Below are 15,994 nucleotides of genomic sequence, written 5' to 3' on the forward strand. Positions count from 1 at the left end.
GGGGGCATGCCGGCGGCGGCGGGCACGCCGATGATCATCGGGGCGCCGTCGGCGGGGGGCAGGGAGGCGGCGACGCCGGCCCCGGCGCCCGGACCGGTCGGCGGCATCGCGCGGGCGCCGCCGTCGGCATCGCTGCGGAACAGCGCGAAATTCTGCGGATGGCCGACCGCGCCGGGGGCGGGGGCGCGCAGGGTGCCGGCCGGCAAGGGCGGGACCACCGCCGGCGCCGGGGCGGCGTCGGGACCCAGCGCCAACATGCCGCCGGCATCGGGCGGCGCGGCTTCGACGCCGCCGAGCCAGATGCGCACCGGCGGACCGATGTCGAAGCGCGGCGACAGCCAGGAGACCCGGCGTTCCCCGGCTTGCGCGGCCCCGGGCGGGACGACACGGCCGGCGCTGCGGGCCTCCGGCACGGTGCCGGGCTCGTCGCCGAGATCCTCGACGTCGGGCGCCTCGCCGCGCTTGCGGCCGCAGATCTCCTGCTTGACGTCGCGCACCGGGTTGCTCGCCTCGGGGCCGAGGGGCAGCTGATCGAGGGTCGCCGGTGCCGAAAAGGCGGCGAACAATCCGCCGCCGCCGCTGTGGTCGAAGCCACGGGTGAACAGTTCGGCGGCGAGCTCGGCACGTTGGCGGGCGGAGCGCGAGCCGAGCACCACCGCCACCAACCGCCGCGAGCCGCGGCTCGCCGTGGCGACCACGTTGAAGCCCGAGGAACAGATGAAGCCGGTCTTCATGCCGTCGCTGCCGGGGTAGTGGTCGATCAGATGATTGTGATTGCGGATGACTTCGTTGCCGTACTGGATGCCCGGCAGATGCCAGAGTTCGTCGGCTTCGGGGTATTTGCGCAACAGGGCGCGCGCCAACAGGCCGAGATCGCGGGCGGTGGTGACCTGGGTCGGATCGGGCAGGCCGTTGGGATTGCCCCAATGGGTGCGGGTCATGCCGAGGCGGGCGGCCTCGGCGTTCATCCTCTCGACGAAGGCCTCCTTGGAGCCGCCGACCGTCTCGCCCAGCGCCCAGGCGACGTCGTTGGCCGACTTCACCATGATGATCTTCAGGGCGTTGTCGACGGTCACCACCTGCCCGGGGGCGAAACCCATCTTGCTCGGCGGCTCGCGGGCGGCCCGCGCGCTCATGGTCACCGGCGACGACAGGCTGAGACGCCCGGCACGGATCGCCTCGAGCGTCACCCAGGCGGTCATCAGCTTGGTGATCGAGGCCGGATACCAGCGCTGGTCGGCGTTGCGGTTGGCGACGACTTCGCCGGTGCGGGCGTCGAACACCAGATAGGCGCCGGCGGCGGGGGCCGCGGCGGCGGGCACGGCCGAGATCCAGGGCAGGAGCGCGGCGAGGACGACCAGCGCCGTGAGGCGTCGCGGCGTCCGGGCCGCGGAAGGGGCGGCGAGCGTGGCCGGCAGGGTCGGAGCTTGCGAGGTCACTGTCCGGCTTGTCTCCGATGGATCGGTCGTCGGGCTTCGGTGCAGCGCGACGACGACGTCATTCGATACCCCATTTCGGGGGGCGAGGCCAAGTCCGGCTTCGGCGGCGCAAGGGGGTGCGCGCGGGCTCGGCCCGGCTTCGCGGCGGACTTCGTCCGCGCCCGACCTTGCTCGAGCCCGACCTTGCTCGAGAATGAGTCGACATCGCGGCGGGGGCTTGGCACGGCGCGGCGCGACCGTGTAGCGATGACGGCGGAGATCCCGCCATGACGCCCGTCGACGCCCCGCCCTTCGCTTCCGTCCCGCTCGTCCTGGAGCGGGCGCGCGGTCGCGCCGAGATCGGCTTCGCGCAAACCGACGGCGTGACGCGGCTCGATCGGCTCTACCAGGAGGGCCAGGCCAAGATCCGGCTGCCCAAGAGCCACGGCGGCGTGCCACCGACCGCGGTGTTCATCAACACCGGCGGCGGCATCGCCGGCGGCGACCGGCTCGCCTGGAGCGCCGATTTCGGGCCCGGCACCCGGGCGGTGGTGACCAGCCAGGCGGCCGAGCGGGTCTATCGCTCCTCCAAGACCGACGGATCGCTGGCCGGCGAGATCGACAACCGCATCACCGTGGCCGCCGGCGCCGAAGCCGAGTGGTTGCCCCAGGAGACCATTCTGTTCGAGGGTGCGGCGCTGACCCGCCGGCTGGAGGTCGACGTGGCCGCCGACGCGCGGCTGCTCGCGGTCGAATCGACGGTGTTCGGGCGCAGCGCGATGGGCGAGGAGGTGACGGCCTGCCGGCTCGTCGACCGCTGGCGGCTGCGTCGCGCCGGGCGGCTGGTGTGGGCCGACACGTTTCGGGTCGAAGGGGCGGCGCGCGACATCCTGGCGGGGACGGCGACCGGCGCGGGGGCGCGGGCCTTCGCGACCATCGTGATGGTCGCGCCCGACGCCGAGGCGCGGCTCGACGGGGTGCGCGAAGTGCTCGAGACCGAGACCTGCGGCGCCGGCGCCAGCGCCTTCGACGGGCTCCTGCTGGTGCGGATGGCCGATCCGTCGGCGCGGGTGTTGCGTGACGCGCTGATTCGCACCGTCGTGCATATTCGGCAGGCAGAAATGCCGCGTGTCTGGTCTTGCTGACGGCGGATCTTCTCGACAGACTGCGGCGGATCGTATCCGATACCGACGTCGCCGCATCGGCCGACCGGTCGATCGGATCTCTCGGGGACAGACCGCGATGAACCTCACGCCGCGTGAAAAAGACAAGTTGCTGATCGCCATGGCGGCGATCGTCGCCCGCCGTCGACTGGAGCGCGGGGTCAAGCTCAACCACCCGGAAGCGATCGCGCTGATCACCGATTTCGTCGTCGAAGGGGCCCGCGACGGCCGCACCGTCGCCGACCTGATGGAGGCGGGGGCCCATGTGATCACCCGCGATCAGGTGATGGAGGGGATCTCGGAGATGATCTACGACATCCAGGTCGAGGCGACCTTTCCCGACGGCACCAAGCTCGTGACCGTGCATCATCCGATAAGGTGAAGGAGGCACGTCGTGCTCGAGCTGCGGCCCAACTGCGAATGCTGCGACGTCGATCTGGCCCCGAGCGCGCGGGCCTTCATCTGCTCGTTCGAATGCACCTATTGCGAGGCCTGCGCCACCGACACGCTGAAAGGTGTCTGCCCCAACTGCGGCGGCGAGCTGGTGCGTCGTCCGGTGCGGCCGGCGGGCAAACTCGCCAAGAATCCGCCGTCGACGGTGCGCGTCGTCAAGGCCGAGGGCTGCGCGCCGCGCAGCGCCGCCTGAACCCATCTGGAGGAAGCGATGATCCCCGGGGAAGTCTTCGCCGCCGACGGCGACATCGAACTGAACGCCGGCCTCGCCGTCACCGAGCTCGAGGTCGCCAATACCGGCGATCGGCCGATCCAGGTCGGCAGCCATTATCACTTCGCCGAGACCAATCCCGGCCTCGCCTTCGATCGGGTGGCGGCGCGCGGCCAGCGCCTCGACATCCCGGCCGGCACCGCGGTGCGCTTCGAGCCGGGGCAGACCCGCGCGGTGCGGCTGGTGCCGTTCCGCGGCCTCAGGGTCGTCCACGGCTTCCGCGGCGAGGTCGAGGGGGCGCTGTGATCGCCTTACCTTTCGTGGTATCGTAAGGAGCCTTCGGGTTCGGTAAGGAGATGCCATGAACCACTTCATTCTGACGGTGTCGTCGAAGGGGCAGGTGACGCTGCCCGCCGAACTGCGCCAGAAGCTCGGAATCGAAACGGGGACGAAGCTGACCCTGGCGGTCGACGACGCCGGCGAGGTGCGACTGCGCAAGAGCAAGTCGTTGCTCGAGCTGGCGGGATCGATGGCCCACGTCGGTCGCGAGCTCGGACGACCCTTGACCCAGGACGACATCGACGCGGCGATCACCGTGGCGGTCGGCGAGAAGGAGGCGCGGTCGCGCCGATGATCGGGATCGACACCAACGTCCTGCTGCGCCTGTTGATCCGCGACGACGAGGTGCAATTCGCGCGTCTGGTGGCGCATATCGAGGCGGGCGCCTGGGCGGGCGGCGTGGTGGTCAATCTGGTGGTTCTGGTCGAAGCCGTGTGGGTGCTGACCAAGCAGCTCCGGCGGCCGAAGCCGGAGGTGATCGGCTTCATCGAGGACCTGCTCGCCACCGACGGCCTGTCCCTCCAGCAGGAATCGCTGGTGGTGCGGGCGCTGGCGATCTGGCGCACGGCGAAATGCGACTTCGCCGATTGCCTGATCGCCGAACTCGACAGGGAGGCGGGGGCCACCACCACGCTGACCTACGACGAAGATGCTCTGCTGCTGCCGGCCTTTTCGCCGGTTCCCTGAAGTCCCGAGGTCGATGAGGGTTCGATGTCCACCAAGATCAGCCGCGCCGCCTATGCCGACATGTTCGGGCCGACCACCGGCGACAAGGTCCGGCTCGCCGACACCGATCTGATCGTCGAGGTGGAGAAGGACTTCACCATCTACGGCGAGGAGGTGAAGTTCGGCGGCGGCAAGGTGATCCGCGACGGCATGGGGCAGGCCCAGACCACCCGGGCGCAAGGGGCGGTCGACACGGTGATCACCAACGCCCTGATCATCGACGCCAAGCTCGGCATCGTGAAGGCCGACGTCGGCCTCAAGGACGGGCGCATCGTCGGCATCGGCAAGGCCGGCAACCCGGACGTCCAGCCGGGCGTCACCATCATCATCGGACCGGGCACCGAGGCGATCGCCGGCGAGGGCAAGATCCTCACCGCCGGGGCGCTCGACACCCACATCCATTTCATCTGTCCGCAGCAGATCGACGACGCGCTGATGTCGGGGGTCACGACCATGCTCGGCGGCGGCACGGGACCGGCGACCGGCACCGCGGCGACCACCTGCACCCCCGGCGCCTGGCATCTCGCCCGGATGTTGCAGGCGGCGGAAGCCTTCCCGATGAACCTCGCCTTCACCGGCAAGGGCAACGCGGCGCTGCCCGGCGCGCTGGTCGAGCAGGTGCTCGGCGGGGCGGCCGGGCTCAAGCTGCACGAAGACTGGGGGACGACACCGCAGGCGATCCGCAACTGCCTCGACGTCGCCGACCAGTACGACGTCCAGGTGGCGATCCACACCGACACGCTCAACGAATCGGGCTTCGTCGAAGACACCATCGCCGCCTTCGGGGGGCGGACGATCCACGCCTATCACACCGAAGGCGCCGGCGGCGGCCATGCCCCGGACATCATCCGGATCGCCGGCCTGCCCAACGTCATCCCGTCGTCGACCAATCCGACCCGGCCCTACACCCGCAACACGCTCGACGAACATCTCGACATGCTGATGGTCTGCCATCACCTCGACGGCTCGATCCCCGAGGACGTGGCCTTCGCCGAGAGCCGCATCCGCCGCGAAACGATCGCCGCGGAGGACATCCTGCACGACATCGGCGCCTTCTCGATCATCTCGTCGGACAGTCAGGCGATGGGCCGGGTCGGCGAGGTGATCATCCGCACGCTGCAGACCGCCCACAAGATGAAGGTCCAGCGCGGCCGTCTGCCGGGCGAGAGCGGCGACAACGACAACCTGCGGGTCCGCCGCTACATCGCCAAGGTGACGATCAATCCGGCGATCGCCCATGGGCTGTCGAAGCACATCGGCTCGGTCGAGGTCGGCAAGTTCGCCGATCTGGTGCTGTGGTCGCCGGCCTTCTTCGGGGTCAAGCCGGACCTCGTCCTGAAGCTCGGGACGATCGCCGCGGCGCCGATGGGCGATCCCAACGCCTCGATCCCGACGCCGCAGCCGGTCCACTACCGGCCGATGTTCGGGGCCTTCGGCAAGGCGCTGTCGGCGTCGTCGATCACCTTCGTGTCGAAGGCGGCCTTCGAGGGCGGCATCGCCGACCGGCTCGGCCTCGACCGCGTCGTGCTGCCGGTGGAGAACTGCCGGACGATCGGCAAGGCCGACATGGTGCTGAACGACGCGACGCCGTTGATCGAGGTCGATCCCGAGACCTACGAGGTGCGCGCCGACGGCGAGCTGCTGACCTGCGAACCCGCCGACGTCCTGCCGATGGCGCAGCGGTACTTCCTGTTCTGAGGGGTCCTCACGCCCGGATGCGGGCGACGAAGGCGCCGGAGTCCTCGCGCAGGCGGCCGGCGACGGCGGTCAGGCGATCGGAGGCGCCGACCATCGACACCACCGCAGCGGTGGTGCGGTGGGTGCTGTCGTCGACCGCGGCGATGTCGGCGACGACGCCGCGGGTGTCGCGGCTGGCCTCGCCGATCGAGCGGGAGATCTCGCGGGTCGCGGCGCCCTGCTCCTCGACCGCCGCCATGATCGCCCGGGTGATCTCGGTGATCTCGGCGACGGTGCGGCCGATCTCGTCGATCGCCGTCACCGCGCTGCCGGTGATGGTCTGGACCGAGCCGATCTGGGCGGCGATCTGTTCGGTGGCGTGCGCGGTCTGCGACGCCAGCGCCTTGACCTCCGAGGCGACCACCGCGAAGCCGCGACCGCTCTCGCCGGCGCGGGCCGCTTCGATGGTGGCGTTGAGCGCCAGGAGATTGGTCTGCGCGGCGACGGCGTTGATCAGGCCGACGATCTCGCCGATACGGGCGGTGCTGGCCGACAGGGCGCGGACGATCTCCTGGGTGCGCCCCGCCTGGGCGCCGGCGACGCCCGAGATCTCCTCGGCGCGCTGCATGCGGCGTTCGACCTCGCCGATCGCCCCGGACAGGGTGTCGGCGGCGGCGGCGACGGCGGCGACGTTGCCGTCGGTGCGGCCGACCGCGGCGGCGGCCTCGCCGGCCCGGGTGGCGGCGGTGCGGGCGATGGTGTCGACCGCCCGGGCGTCGCGGCCGATGTGCAGGGCGGCTTCGTCGAGGGATTCGACGGCGGTGGTGATCGTGGCGGCGAAGCCGTCGGCCAGCGTCTGACGGTCGCGGCGACGCTCGGCGCGATTGCGCTCGTCCTCGGCGGCGCGTTCGTGCTGCAAGGCCTCGCGCTGTTCGATCGCCTCGCGGAACACGTCGGTGGCGCGGGCGATGGCGCCGATCTCGCCGCTGGCGCCCGTGAAGGGCACGGCGAGGCCGCGGCGGCCGGCGGCCAGCCCCTCCATCACCGCGGCGAGGGCGGTGATCGGCCGGACGATGTTGCGCAGCGCCACCAAGGCCCAGGCGAAGGACACAAGCACGACGATGCCGGCGGTGGCGGCGGAGGCGAAGGTCGCCGCCGAGAAACCGGCGTCGAGGTCGTCGAGCTCGCGCGCCACGGTCGCCGAGGCTTCGGCGAGCAAGTGGTCGCGGATCTCCAGCAGAGCGGCGACATGGCCCTGGAGGGCGTCGGCGCGTTCGTCGAAGCCGGCCATCATGGCGTTGCCGGCCTTGGTGCCGCCCTCGGCATAGGTGGTGGCCATGCGGCGGCCGGTCTCGAAATAGGGGCCGAAGGCGGAGGCGGCCTCGGCGAGTTTGGCGGCGAGGTCGCGGCGGTGGATGGCCTCGGCGATGGCGGTGGCGGCGGCGACGTCGACGCGGAACTTGGCGGCGGACTTGCCGGCCTCTTCCAGGCCGTCGCCGAGACCGTCCTCGCCGCGGGTGGCCGAATAGTCCTGGAGAAACTGCTGAACCTGGATCACGTCGATGTGGATGTCCTTGATCAGCCCTCCGAGCGGGGCGATCTGCTTGGTCAGCAGTTCGTTGCTGGCCGACACCGTGTCGATCCGCGTCTTGTTGTGGCTTGCCGAGGTCATCAGGAAACCGAGCGCCGCAACATTACTCAACGTAAGCAGGGATGCGAAAATTATAGTGGTCAGTTTGATCGAACGAAACATGCCGGCCCCCGCGTTCTACGCTCCTGAACAGCTGGACATGATTTGGTCAACGAAAGCTTAACGGTGCCCCATCCGACCGCCGCGACCCCGCGCCCGGCGCGGCGCGGGCGCCGAGCGGCGCGGCGCGGGCTTGCCCTGGCCGGCGATCGGGGCGAATGTCGGCACCCACCGCACCACGGGCGGCCGTCGGTCGCGGACGGCGTCCCCTGCTTTCGAGGTCGATCGATGATCCGTGCCACCCGCGTTCTTCCCGCCGGCTCCTATCCCGCCCAGGTCGTGCGCGACCGGGTGATCCTCGACTTCGACGACCGCCGGCGGCGGCGCGGGGTGGTGATGGGCGAGGCCGGTGTGGAGTTCCTGGTCGATCTCGCCGAGACCCCGGCGCTCGCCGACGGCGACGCCTTCGAGCTCGAGGACGGGCGGCTGGTGGCGATCGCCGCCGCGACCGAGCGGCTGGTCGAGTTCCGGGTCGCCGACCCCGACGCCTTCGTGCGGCTGGCCTGGCACCTCGGCAATCGCCACACGCCGACCCAGATCCTCGCCGGCGCCCTGCGCATCCGCGACGACCACGTCCTGGTCGAGATGGTCAAGAAGCGCGGCGGCGCCGAGATCGCCTTCGTCGAAGCGCCGTTCGATCCCGAGGGCGGGGCCTATGGCCACGGCGCCACGACGGGGCACGATCACGGTCCTGCTGCCGCCGAGGATCCGGCGATCGCCGCGGCGGCGGCGCGACGGGCCAAGCGGCGGGCGGAGCGCGAAGCGGTGCCGCACGTCCACGGCCCCGGCTGCGGCCACGATCACGATCATGGGCACGATCACGGCCATGATCACGACCATGGCCACGACCACGGGCACGATCATTCTCACGACCATGAGCACGGTCCCGGGCATGCCCAAGTCCACGGCCATGACCACGGTCATGCCCATGCCGACCCGCACGACCATGATCACGGCCATTCCCACGATCACGATCACGATCACGATCACGACCATGGGCATGACCATGGACACGAGCACGGCGCGCCCCATCGTCACGGATCCGGGCATGACTGATTCCGGCGGATCGGCGGCGACCGACGACGGGGTCGACGATCTCCTGACCCTGCAGGTGTGGCTGTCGCCGGCCTTTCCGGTCGGCGGCTTCTCCTACAGTCACGGCCTGGAATGGGCGATCGAGGCCGGCGCGGTGACCACCGCGGCGGGCCTCGCGGCCTGGCTCGGCGACGTGCTGGTGCATGGTGCGGGGCGCAACGACGCGATCCTGCTCGCCGCCGCCCATCGCGCCACGGTCGCCGACGACGTCGAGCGCCTGGCGGAGGTGGTCGAACTCGCCGCCGCCTCCCAGCCGTCGCGCGAACGCCGGCTCGAGGCCACCGCCCAGGGCGCCGCCTTCGTCCGCGCCATCGCCGACACCTGGCAGACCCCGCGATTTGCGGAGCTCCTCGACCGCCTCGCCGCGCGGATGGCGCCGGCGACGCCGACCTGGACCCATGCGGTGGCGGTCGGCACGGCGGCGGGCGCCCACGGTCTGGCGCTCGATCGGGTGCTGCCGGCCTTCCTGCAGGGCTTTGCGGCGAGCGTGATCTCGGCCGGGGTGCGGGCGGTGCCGCTCGGCCAGAGCGACGGGCTCCGGGTGCTGCGTTCGCTCGGGCCGACGCTGCGAGCGGTGGCGGCGGCCGGCGCCGGCGGTGATCTCGATCTCCTGGGCGGTGCGGCAGTTCTCGCCGACATCGCCTCGATGCGTCACGAAACCCAGTACACGAGGCTGTTCCGCTCATGACCACCGCCGCTTCCGCCAAGTCTCCCAACGGTCCCCTGCGGCTCGGCGTCGGCGGGCCGGTCGGCTCGGGCAAGACGGCGCTGATGGACGTGCTGTGCAAGGCGCTGCGCGAGCGCCACCAGCTGGCGGCGATCACCAACGACATCTACACTCGCTGGGACGCCGACTATCTGGTGCGCTCCGGGGCGCTGCCGGCCGATCGCATCGTCGGGGTCGAGACCGGCGGCTGTCCGCACACGGCGATCCGCGAGGACGCCTCGATCAATCTGGCGGCGGTCGCCGATCTGCGCGCGACCTTCCCCGATCTCGACCTGATCCTGATCGAATCGGGCGGCGACAATCTCGCCGCGACCTTCTCGCCGGAACTCGCCGACCTGACGATCTATGTGATCGACGTGGCGGCCGGCGAGAAGATCCCGTCCAAGGGCGGGCCGGGCATCACCCGCTCCGACCTGCTGGTGATCAACAAGATCGATCTGGCGCCGCTGGTCGGGGCGAGCCTCGAGGTGATGGCCCGCGACGCGGCGCGGATGCGTGGGGCGCGGCCCTTCGTCTTCACCAACCTGAAATCCGGCGAGGGAACGCAGGCGGTGATCGACTTCGTCGAGCGGCGCGGCGGTCTCGTCGACTGAGCGGCGACGATTTCGGCGCCGCCGCGCGGGGTCGCAAGACTTCCTTTACCCTGGCGGTGGCATGGTCGTCCCGCGGGGTTCGACAGTGCCGAGTGCCCCCGCCCCCACCTCCCTTCCGGGAGGGGACGAGGAGCGGTGACATGGTCGGTTCCATCTCGAAGTCGAAGTCCGGTACCGCCCATCACGCGGCGCCGCAGACCCTGATCAACCGTCGGGCCATCTCCGGCGCGCCCAGTGCCGCCAAGGCGACCGCGGCGATCGGCCTGTCCGGTGCGGCGATCCTCGGCGACGGCATGTCGAACATGGCCCAGATCACCGCGACGACGTCCACGTCCGATCCAACCGATCTGTTCGCGACCGGCGGCGCCGACCTGTTCGGCAACGGCACGTCGGTCAACATCTTCGCCTGACCGGTTCGGCGCGATCGACGACGGATCAGCGCTTCAGTGCCTCGCCGATCAGCGCCCGCGCGTCGGCGCCGTCCCATTCGGCGGGACCGGCCATCGATCCCAGTTCACATCCCTCCCGCGACACCAGCACGGTGGTCGGCAGACCATGGGCGAGCCCGATCTTCTGCATCTCGCGGAAGATGCCGAGGCTCGGATCGGCGTAGGCGGCGAGCGCCCGGATCCCGGTCTCGTCGCGGAAGCGGCGCGGCTTGTCGGGATCGCGCTGATCGAGATTGACCGCCACCACCTCGAAGTCGGGCGATCCCACGGCGCTCTGGAGCCGGTCGAGGGCCGGCATCTCCTTGCGACAGGGCACGCACCAGGTGGCCCACAGGTTGAGCAGCACGACCCGACCGCGCCGGGCGGCCAGCGTGGTCGGGCGGCCGTCGGGCTCGGCGAAGGCGAGATCGCCGAGGGCGTGCGACGGGGCGGCCGGGGCGAAGGCGGCGACCTCGCCGATCGACCGTGCCGTCAGCCGATCGACCAGGGCGCGGTCGAGGGCGCATTTTCCGGCGTCTTGCGCGTTGCCTCCGAACCCGCCGACCGCGTATACCGCGCCGACGCCGAGGATCACGCCGGCGACCAGGGCGACGGCTGCGAGCCGGCGACGGTCGCGCGGGGCGGGCTCGGGCTGAGAAGCGGTGAGGGGCTCGGGCTCGGTCACCGGTAAACTCCGTGGGTCATTCGCGGGCACTGTCGTCGAGGATCGTCATCATGTCCAATCGCATGTGGGGGGGACGTTTCGCCACCGGCCCCGCCGCCATCATGGAGGAGATCAACGCCTCCATCGGCTTCGACCGCAAATTGTGGGCCCAGGACATCGCCGGGTCCAAGGCCCATGCGGCGATGCTGGCGGCGCGCGGCATCCTCTCGGCCGAGGACGAGGCGGCGATCCGCACCGGGCTCGACGAGATCGCCGCCGACATCGAAGAGGGGCGTTTCGTCTTCGAACGCTCGCTCGAAGACATCCACATGAACATCGAGGCGCGGCTCGGCGAGAAGATCGGCCAGGCGGCGCGGCGGCTGCACACCGCCCGCTCGCGCAACGATCAGGTGGCGCTCGACGTCAAGCTGTGGGTGCGCGACACGATCGATCATCTCGACGGCCAGTTCCTCGATCTGATGCGGGCGCTCGCCGACAAGGCGGGATCCCACGCCGGCGCGGTGATGCCCGGCTTCACCCATCTGCAATCGGCGCAGCCGGTGACCTTCGGCCATCATCTCCTCGCTTATGTCGAGATGTTGGCGCGCGACCGCGGCCGCTTCCGCGACGCCCGCGCCCGGCTCAACGAATGCCCGCTGGGAGCGGCGGCGCTGGCCGGCACGTCCTTCCCGATCGATCGCGAGATGACCGCCAAGGCGCTGGGCTTCGACCGGCCGACCGCCAATTCGATGGATTCGGTGGCCGATCGCGACTATGCGCTGGAAGCCCTGGCGGCGGCGTCGATCGCTGCGGTGCATCTGTCGCGGCTGGCCGAAGAGATCGTGATCTGGACCTCGGCGCAGTTCCGCTTCGTGCGCCTGTCGGATGCCTTCACCACCGGCTCGTCGATCATGCCGCAGAAGCGCAATCCCGACGCCGCCGAGCTGGTGCGGGCCAAGACCGGGCGCATCGCCGGGTCGCTGCTGGCGCTCACGATGGTGATGAAGGGCCTGCCGCTGACCTACCAGAAGGACATGCAGGAGGACAAGGAACAGATCTTCGACGGTCTCGAGTCCCTGTCGCTGGTGCTGGCCGCCACCACCGGCATGGTGCGCGATCTCGAACCCGACCTCGCGGTGCTGAAGCGGGCGGCCGGATCGGGCTTCTCGACCGCCACCGACCTCGCCGACTGGCTGGTGCGGCGGCTCGGCATCCCGTTCCGCGACGCCCATCACGTGACCGGATCGATCGTGGCGATCGCCGCGGCCAAGGGCATCACCCTCGATCGCGTCCCGCTCGCCGAGATGCAGGCGGTGCATGCCGGCATCACCGAGGAGGTGTTCTCGGTGCTGTCGGTGGCCAAGTCGGTGGCCAGCCGGGTCAGCTACGGCGGCACCGCGCCGAAGAACGTCCGCGCCCAGGCCAAGCGCTGGCAGAGCCGTCTCGCCCGGGAAAAATCCCCCGAGTGAGGCGGGCGCGCCACGCGATTTCCGCTATGATTCAGACCGTCGTTCCGCAACCGGTGGGCCCTGCCTTGAATCGCAAGTCGAACTCGTCTTCTCGCGTGGCGGCGGCGGTGGCCGTCGGGGTCCTGCTGCTGGCGGTCGCCGGCTGCGGCCGCAAGGCCGATCCGGAGGTGCCGGTGGTCGGTGCGGCGCCGGCGGCGAGCGTACGGCCGATCGGCATTCCGATGGGGCCGACCCCGGTGGCGCCGGCGCCGAAGCCGCCGTCGCGGCCCTTCGTGCTCGATCCGATCCTCTGAGCCGCGGATTGAACCGGGCACGCGCTCGTGCGTTGCCGGGACGGCGCCGGCGTGGGACAGTCGGTGAACCGCGATCGGCGGGCGGGAGACGCGGCCGAGGATGACCGACGGCGATCATCACCAGGAACGGCAGACGGCGTCGGCGACGCCGGAGCGTCGCATCGCGCGGGTGATTGGCCGCGCCCGCCTCGTCGCCTTCCTCGAACATCTGTGGCTGCGCCTGTGGATCGTCGGCGGGGTCGCCGGCGTCTTCGTCGCGGCGGCCTGGCTCGGATTGTGGGCGGCGCTGCCCGACGGGTGGCGCCTCGCCGGGGTCGGGCTGTTCGCCCTCGCCGGGGTCGCGGCGACGGTCCACGGCGCCCTGGCGCTCTCCCGCGAGCGTGCGGCGTGGTCGCGGACGGCGGCGCTGCGGCGCATCGAACAATCTTCCGATCTCCACGAACGGGAATTGACCGGCTGGGTCGACCGGCCGGCGAGCGACGGCGACGGCCGCACCGCGGCGCTGTGGGCGGCCCATCGGGCCCGGCTCGCGGTGCGGCTCGGCCGCCTGTCGGCCGGGGTGCCGCACCCCGATCTCGGACGCCGGGACACGTGGGCGCTGCGGCCGGCGCTCGGCCTCGTGCTGTTCGTCGCGTGGTTTGCCGCCGACGGCCAACACGGCAGCCGCCTCGCCGAGACGCTGCGTGGGCCGACGGCGGTCGCGACGGCGGAGGATCGGCTCGACCTGTGGATCGATCCGCCAGCCCATACCGGACGACCGCCGATCGTCCTCGGGGTCGAAGGCCGATCGCCGAGCCCGGAGTCCGGCCCGGTGGTGGTGCCGGCGGGCTCGCGGCTGGTGGCCCGCGCGGCGAGCGGGACGAGCGAATCGCCGCCGCCGACGCTCGATCTCGCCCTGCGGCGCGCCGACGGGACGGTGGTCGCGGCGAGCGGGACGGAGCCCGAGGCGTCGGCGGGAGTTGCGCCGGCGCGGGTGCGCGAACGCCGTCTGACCCTCGACGGCGACGGCATCGCGACCGCGACGGTGGCCGGCCGGGTGCGGCTGAGCCGCGCGATCAGCGTGGTCGCCGACCGGCCGCCGACGGTGCGGCTGATCGGCGTGCCGGAGGCGACGCCGGCCGGGGCCCTGCGGCTGACCTACGAGGTCGGCGACGACTGGGGGGTCAGCGACGCCGAGGCGCGGCTCGCCAGACCGCCCGAATCGACCGCGCGACCGCTCTATGCGGCCCCGAGCTTCCCGCTGGTGCTGCCGCCGGGCCGCGCCGAGGTCGGGCGGGCGCGCACCCTCCGTGATCTCTCGGCCCATCCCTTTGCGGGTGCGAAACTGCAACTGCAGCTGGTGGTGCACGACGCGATCGGTCAGGAGGGGGCGAGCGAACCGCTCGATCTGGTGCTGCCGCAACGCCGCTTCACCGATCCGCTCGCCCGGGCCCTGATCGAACTGCGGCGGCGCCTGGCGCTCGACGCCGGGGCGGCGCCGGTGGTGGTCCAGGCGCTGCGCGCCCTGACTCTGCAGCCGGACCGTTTCGCGGTCGCCGCCTCGACGCACCTCGGCCTGCGCTTCGCCCTGCGCCGGGCGGCGGCGGCGCGTAGCGACGACGATCTGCGCGAGGTCGTCGATCTGCTGTGGACCGCGGCGACGACCATCGACGCCGGCCTCGCCTCCGACACCGAGAAGGCGTTGCGCGACGCCGAAGAGGCCCTGCGCGCGGCGCTGGCGGCCGGCGCGCCGGACGCGGAGATCGCCCGGCTGGTCCAGGAATTACGGGCCGCGATGGCTCGCCATCTGGCGGCGCTCGCCGAAGAAGCCCGCCGCGATCCGCAGCGCCGCGCGCCGCCCGGTCGCGAGCGGCGGCGGATCGGCGAACGCGATCTGGCGAAGATGCTCGACCGGATCGAATCGCTCGCCCGCACCGGCGCGCGCGACGCCGCCGAACAGCTGCTGTCGGAGTTGCGCGACGTGATGGCGGCGCTCAAGGCCGGGCGTTCGGGCGAACCGGGCGAAGGCGGCGGCGACGACCCCACCGCGGCGCTCGGCGACATGATCCGCCGCCAACAGAAACTGATGGACGAGACCCATCGTGCCGGCCGCGGCGGCGATCCCGGCGCCCTGAAGGGCCAGCAGAAGGCCCTGCGCGACGCGCTGCGCGGGCTCGGTCAGGGGGGGCGTGGGCGCGAGCCCGGGCCGGGCGGTGGTGAGGGCTCGAGCGAGGATCTCGACGCCGCCGGCGAGGCGATGGACCGAGCCGGCGAGGCCCTGGGATCGGGCGCGACCGAGGAGGCGCTCGACGCCCAGGCGCGGGCGATCGAGGCGCTGAGGTCGGAAGCGCGTCGGCTCGACGGTCAGGCGGCCAAGCCCGGCGGGCGCGGCGAACCCGGCGAGGGCGACGAATACGGCGACGAGGATCCGGCCGGACGGCGTCGCAACGGCGCCGATCTGGGGCGCGGCGGGGTCAAGGTGCCCGGCGAGATCGAGGTCGAGCGAGCCCGGCGGATCCTCGACGACATCCGGCGGCGTCTGGCCGAGCCGGAGCGGCCGCGCATCGAGCACGACTATCTCGATCGTCTGCAGAGACTCGATTGACCGAAGGCTCGTTCAGCCGGCGAGACGCGGGGCGGGGGCGAGCCCCAGGGCGGCGGCGACGGCGCGGCGGATGTCGGCGAGGGTGAAGGGCTTCAGCACCACGTCGCGGACGATCTGGTCGAGGCCGTGGGCGCGTTCGCGCTGGTCGGCATAGCCGGTCATCAGCAGGATCGGCAGGCTCGGGCGGTCGCGGGCGACGTTGAGGGCCAACGCGATGCCGTCCATCACCGGCATCTTGATGTCGGAGACCAGGAGATCGAAGGGCACTTCGTCTTCGCCCAGGACCTCGAGGGCGATCGACCCGTCTTCGACCGCGACGATGGTGTGGCCGTCGAGCTCGAGCGCCCGGCGCACGAAGGCACGAACCGAATCGTCGTCTTCAGCGATGAGGATACGCGCCATCG

Annotated in this window: 18 protein-coding genes; 14 read left to right on the top strand and 4 right to left on the bottom strand. The window is 71.6% G+C overall.

Going from position 1 to position 15,994, the window contains the following annotated elements:
- On the bottom strand, positions 1-1,439 hold a 1,439-nt coding region (locus EYW49_RS18985), incomplete at its 3' end, for a D-alanyl-D-alanine carboxypeptidase family protein (protein WP_165498334.1).
- 266 nt (positions 1,440-1,705) lie between these two features.
- Here EYW49_RS18985 and EYW49_RS18990 point away from each other — a divergent pair.
- The 7 genes from EYW49_RS18990 to ureC all read left to right on the top strand — a co-directional run bounded on the left by EYW49_RS18990 (position 1,706) and on the right by ureC (position 6,008).
- Positions 1,706-2,563 (top strand): urease accessory protein UreD, encoded by an 858-nt coding sequence (locus EYW49_RS18990; RefSeq protein ID WP_131311209.1) that lies wholly within the window; start codon positions 1,706-1,708, stop codon positions 2,561-2,563.
- Between the two features lie 97 nt (positions 2,564-2,660).
- A complete protein-coding gene (locus EYW49_RS18995; protein ID WP_131311210.1) occupies positions 2,661-2,963 on the top strand; it encodes an urease subunit gamma in 303 nt (100 codons plus the stop codon).
- Between the two features lie 12 nt (positions 2,964-2,975).
- Positions 2,976-3,227, top strand: a complete 252-nt coding sequence (locus EYW49_RS19000) for a DUF1272 domain-containing protein (RefSeq protein WP_131311211.1) — start codon at positions 2,976-2,978, stop codon at positions 3,225-3,227.
- A gap of 18 nt (positions 3,228-3,245) precedes the next feature.
- On the top strand, positions 3,246-3,551 hold the full coding sequence (locus EYW49_RS19005; protein WP_131311212.1) for an urease subunit beta: 306 nt from the start codon (positions 3,246-3,248) through the stop codon (positions 3,549-3,551).
- A 55-nt stretch (positions 3,552-3,606) separates the two neighbouring features.
- Positions 3,607-3,879, top strand: a complete 273-nt coding sequence (locus EYW49_RS19010; protein ID WP_131311213.1) for an AbrB/MazE/SpoVT family DNA-binding domain-containing protein — start codon at positions 3,607-3,609, stop codon at positions 3,877-3,879.
- Positions 3,876-4,271: a PIN domain-containing protein gene (locus EYW49_RS19015; RefSeq protein WP_131311214.1), complete on the top strand. Its 396-nt coding sequence runs from the start codon at positions 3,876-3,878 to the stop codon at positions 4,269-4,271. Before EYW49_RS19010 ends, EYW49_RS19015 begins: the two co-directional genes overlap by 4 nt.
- 24 nt (positions 4,272-4,295) lie before the next feature.
- Positions 4,296-6,008: an urease subunit alpha gene (ureC, locus tag EYW49_RS19020; protein WP_131311215.1), complete on the top strand. Its 1,713-nt coding sequence runs from the start codon at positions 4,296-4,298 to the stop codon at positions 6,006-6,008.
- Positions 6,009-6,015: 7 nt separating this feature from the next.
- Here ureC and EYW49_RS23630 read toward each other — a convergent pair whose 3' ends face one another.
- Positions 6,016-7,740 (bottom strand): methyl-accepting chemotaxis protein, encoded by a 1,725-nt coding sequence (locus tag EYW49_RS23630; RefSeq protein WP_131311216.1) that lies wholly within the window; start codon positions 7,738-7,740, stop codon positions 6,016-6,018.
- A 225-nt stretch (positions 7,741-7,965) separates the two neighbouring features.
- Between EYW49_RS23630 and EYW49_RS19030 the strand changes: the two genes are divergently transcribed.
- From EYW49_RS19030 to EYW49_RS19045, 4 genes are all read left to right on the top strand, one after another.
- Positions 7,966-8,793 carry an urease accessory protein UreE gene (locus EYW49_RS19030; protein ID WP_131311217.1) on the top strand — a complete coding sequence of 276 codons (828 nt, stop codon included), beginning with the start codon at positions 7,966-7,968 and terminating at the stop codon, positions 8,791-8,793.
- Positions 8,786-9,520 (top strand): urease accessory protein UreF, encoded by a 735-nt coding sequence (locus EYW49_RS19035; RefSeq protein WP_131311218.1) that lies wholly within the window; start codon positions 8,786-8,788, stop codon positions 9,518-9,520. Before EYW49_RS19030 ends, EYW49_RS19035 begins: the two co-directional genes overlap by 8 nt.
- Entirely contained in the window at positions 9,517-10,152 is a 636-nt protein-coding gene (gene ureG, locus EYW49_RS19040) for an urease accessory protein UreG (RefSeq protein ID WP_131311219.1), read from the top strand. The genes EYW49_RS19035 and ureG overlap by 4 nt, the downstream gene beginning before the upstream one ends.
- Before the next feature lie 140 nt (positions 10,153-10,292).
- On the top strand, positions 10,293-10,562 hold the full coding sequence (locus EYW49_RS19045) for a hypothetical protein (RefSeq protein ID WP_131311220.1): 270 nt from the start codon (positions 10,293-10,295) through the stop codon (positions 10,560-10,562).
- Positions 10,563-10,587: 25 nt separating this feature from the next.
- On the opposite strand, the gene tlpA is transcribed toward EYW49_RS19045, so the two are convergent.
- Positions 10,588-11,265, bottom strand: coding sequence for a thiol:disulfide interchange protein TlpA (tlpA, locus tag EYW49_RS19050; protein WP_131311221.1), 678 nt, complete (start codon positions 11,263-11,265; stop codon positions 10,588-10,590).
- Positions 11,266-11,315: 50 nt separating this feature from the next.
- Here tlpA and argH point away from each other — a divergent pair, with 50 nt between their 5' ends.
- The 3 genes from argH to EYW49_RS19065 all read left to right on the top strand — a co-directional run bounded on the left by argH (position 11,316) and on the right by EYW49_RS19065 (position 15,590).
- Positions 11,316-12,713, top strand: coding sequence for an argininosuccinate lyase (gene argH / locus EYW49_RS19055; protein ID WP_131311222.1), 1,398 nt, complete (start codon positions 11,316-11,318; stop codon positions 12,711-12,713).
- A 65-nt stretch (positions 12,714-12,778) separates the two neighbouring features.
- Positions 12,779-13,006, top strand: a complete 228-nt coding sequence (locus EYW49_RS19060) for a lipoprotein (protein ID WP_131311223.1) — start codon at positions 12,779-12,781, stop codon at positions 13,004-13,006.
- 100 nt (positions 13,007-13,106) lie between these two features.
- Entirely contained in the window at positions 13,107-15,590 is a 2,484-nt protein-coding gene (locus EYW49_RS19065; protein WP_131311224.1) for a TIGR02302 family protein, read from the top strand.
- A gap of 12 nt (positions 15,591-15,602) precedes the next feature.
- Here EYW49_RS19065 and EYW49_RS19070 read toward each other — a convergent pair whose 3' ends face one another.
- Complete coding sequence (locus tag EYW49_RS19070) at positions 15,603-15,992, bottom strand: response regulator (RefSeq protein WP_131311225.1); 390 nt, start codon at positions 15,990-15,992, stop codon at positions 15,603-15,605.
- Between the last annotated feature and the right edge of the window lie 2 nt (positions 15,993-15,994).

Source organism: Siculibacillus lacustris (assembly GCF_004328075.1).
GTDB classification, from domain to species: Bacteria; Pseudomonadota; Alphaproteobacteria; order Rhizobiales; family Ancalomicrobiaceae; genus Siculibacillus; species Siculibacillus lacustris.

Excerpts from the sequence above, each read along its gene's own strand:
- EYW49_RS18990 (WP_131311209.1), top strand. The coding sequence starts at position 1,706 with ATGACGCCCGTCGACGCCCCGCCCTTCGCTTCCGTCCCGCTCGTCCTG.
- EYW49_RS18995 (WP_131311210.1), top strand. The coding sequence starts at position 2,661 with ATGAACCTCACGCCGCGTGAAAAAGACAAGTTGCTGATCGCCATGGCG.
- EYW49_RS19005 (WP_131311212.1), top strand. The coding sequence starts at position 3,246 with ATGATCCCCGGGGAAGTCTTCGCCGCCGACGGCGACATCGAACTGAAC.
- EYW49_RS19010 (WP_131311213.1), top strand. The coding sequence starts at position 3,607 with ATGAACCACTTCATTCTGACGGTGTCGTCGAAGGGGCAGGTGACGCTG.
- EYW49_RS19015 (WP_131311214.1), top strand. The coding sequence starts at position 3,876 with ATGATCGGGATCGACACCAACGTCCTGCTGCGCCTGTTGATCCGCGAC.
- ureC (WP_131311215.1), top strand. The coding sequence starts at position 4,296 with ATGTCCACCAAGATCAGCCGCGCCGCCTATGCCGACATGTTCGGGCCG.
- EYW49_RS23630 (WP_131311216.1), bottom strand. The coding sequence starts at position 7,740 with ATGTTTCGTTCGATCAAACTGACCACTATAATTTTCGCATCCCTGCTT.
- EYW49_RS19030 (WP_131311217.1), top strand. The coding sequence starts at position 7,966 with ATGATCCGTGCCACCCGCGTTCTTCCCGCCGGCTCCTATCCCGCCCAG.
- EYW49_RS19035 (WP_131311218.1), top strand. The coding sequence starts at position 8,786 with ATGACTGATTCCGGCGGATCGGCGGCGACCGACGACGGGGTCGACGAT.
- ureG (WP_131311219.1), top strand. The coding sequence starts at position 9,517 with ATGACCACCGCCGCTTCCGCCAAGTCTCCCAACGGTCCCCTGCGGCTC.
- EYW49_RS19045 (WP_131311220.1), top strand. The coding sequence starts at position 10,293 with ATGGTCGGTTCCATCTCGAAGTCGAAGTCCGGTACCGCCCATCACGCG.
- argH (WP_131311222.1), top strand. The coding sequence starts at position 11,316 with ATGTCCAATCGCATGTGGGGGGGACGTTTCGCCACCGGCCCCGCCGCC.
- EYW49_RS19065 (WP_131311224.1), top strand. The coding sequence starts at position 13,107 with ATGACCGACGGCGATCATCACCAGGAACGGCAGACGGCGTCGGCGACG.
- EYW49_RS19070 (WP_131311225.1), bottom strand. The coding sequence starts at position 15,992 with ATGGCGCGTATCCTCATCGCTGAAGACGACGATTCGGTTCGTGCCTTC.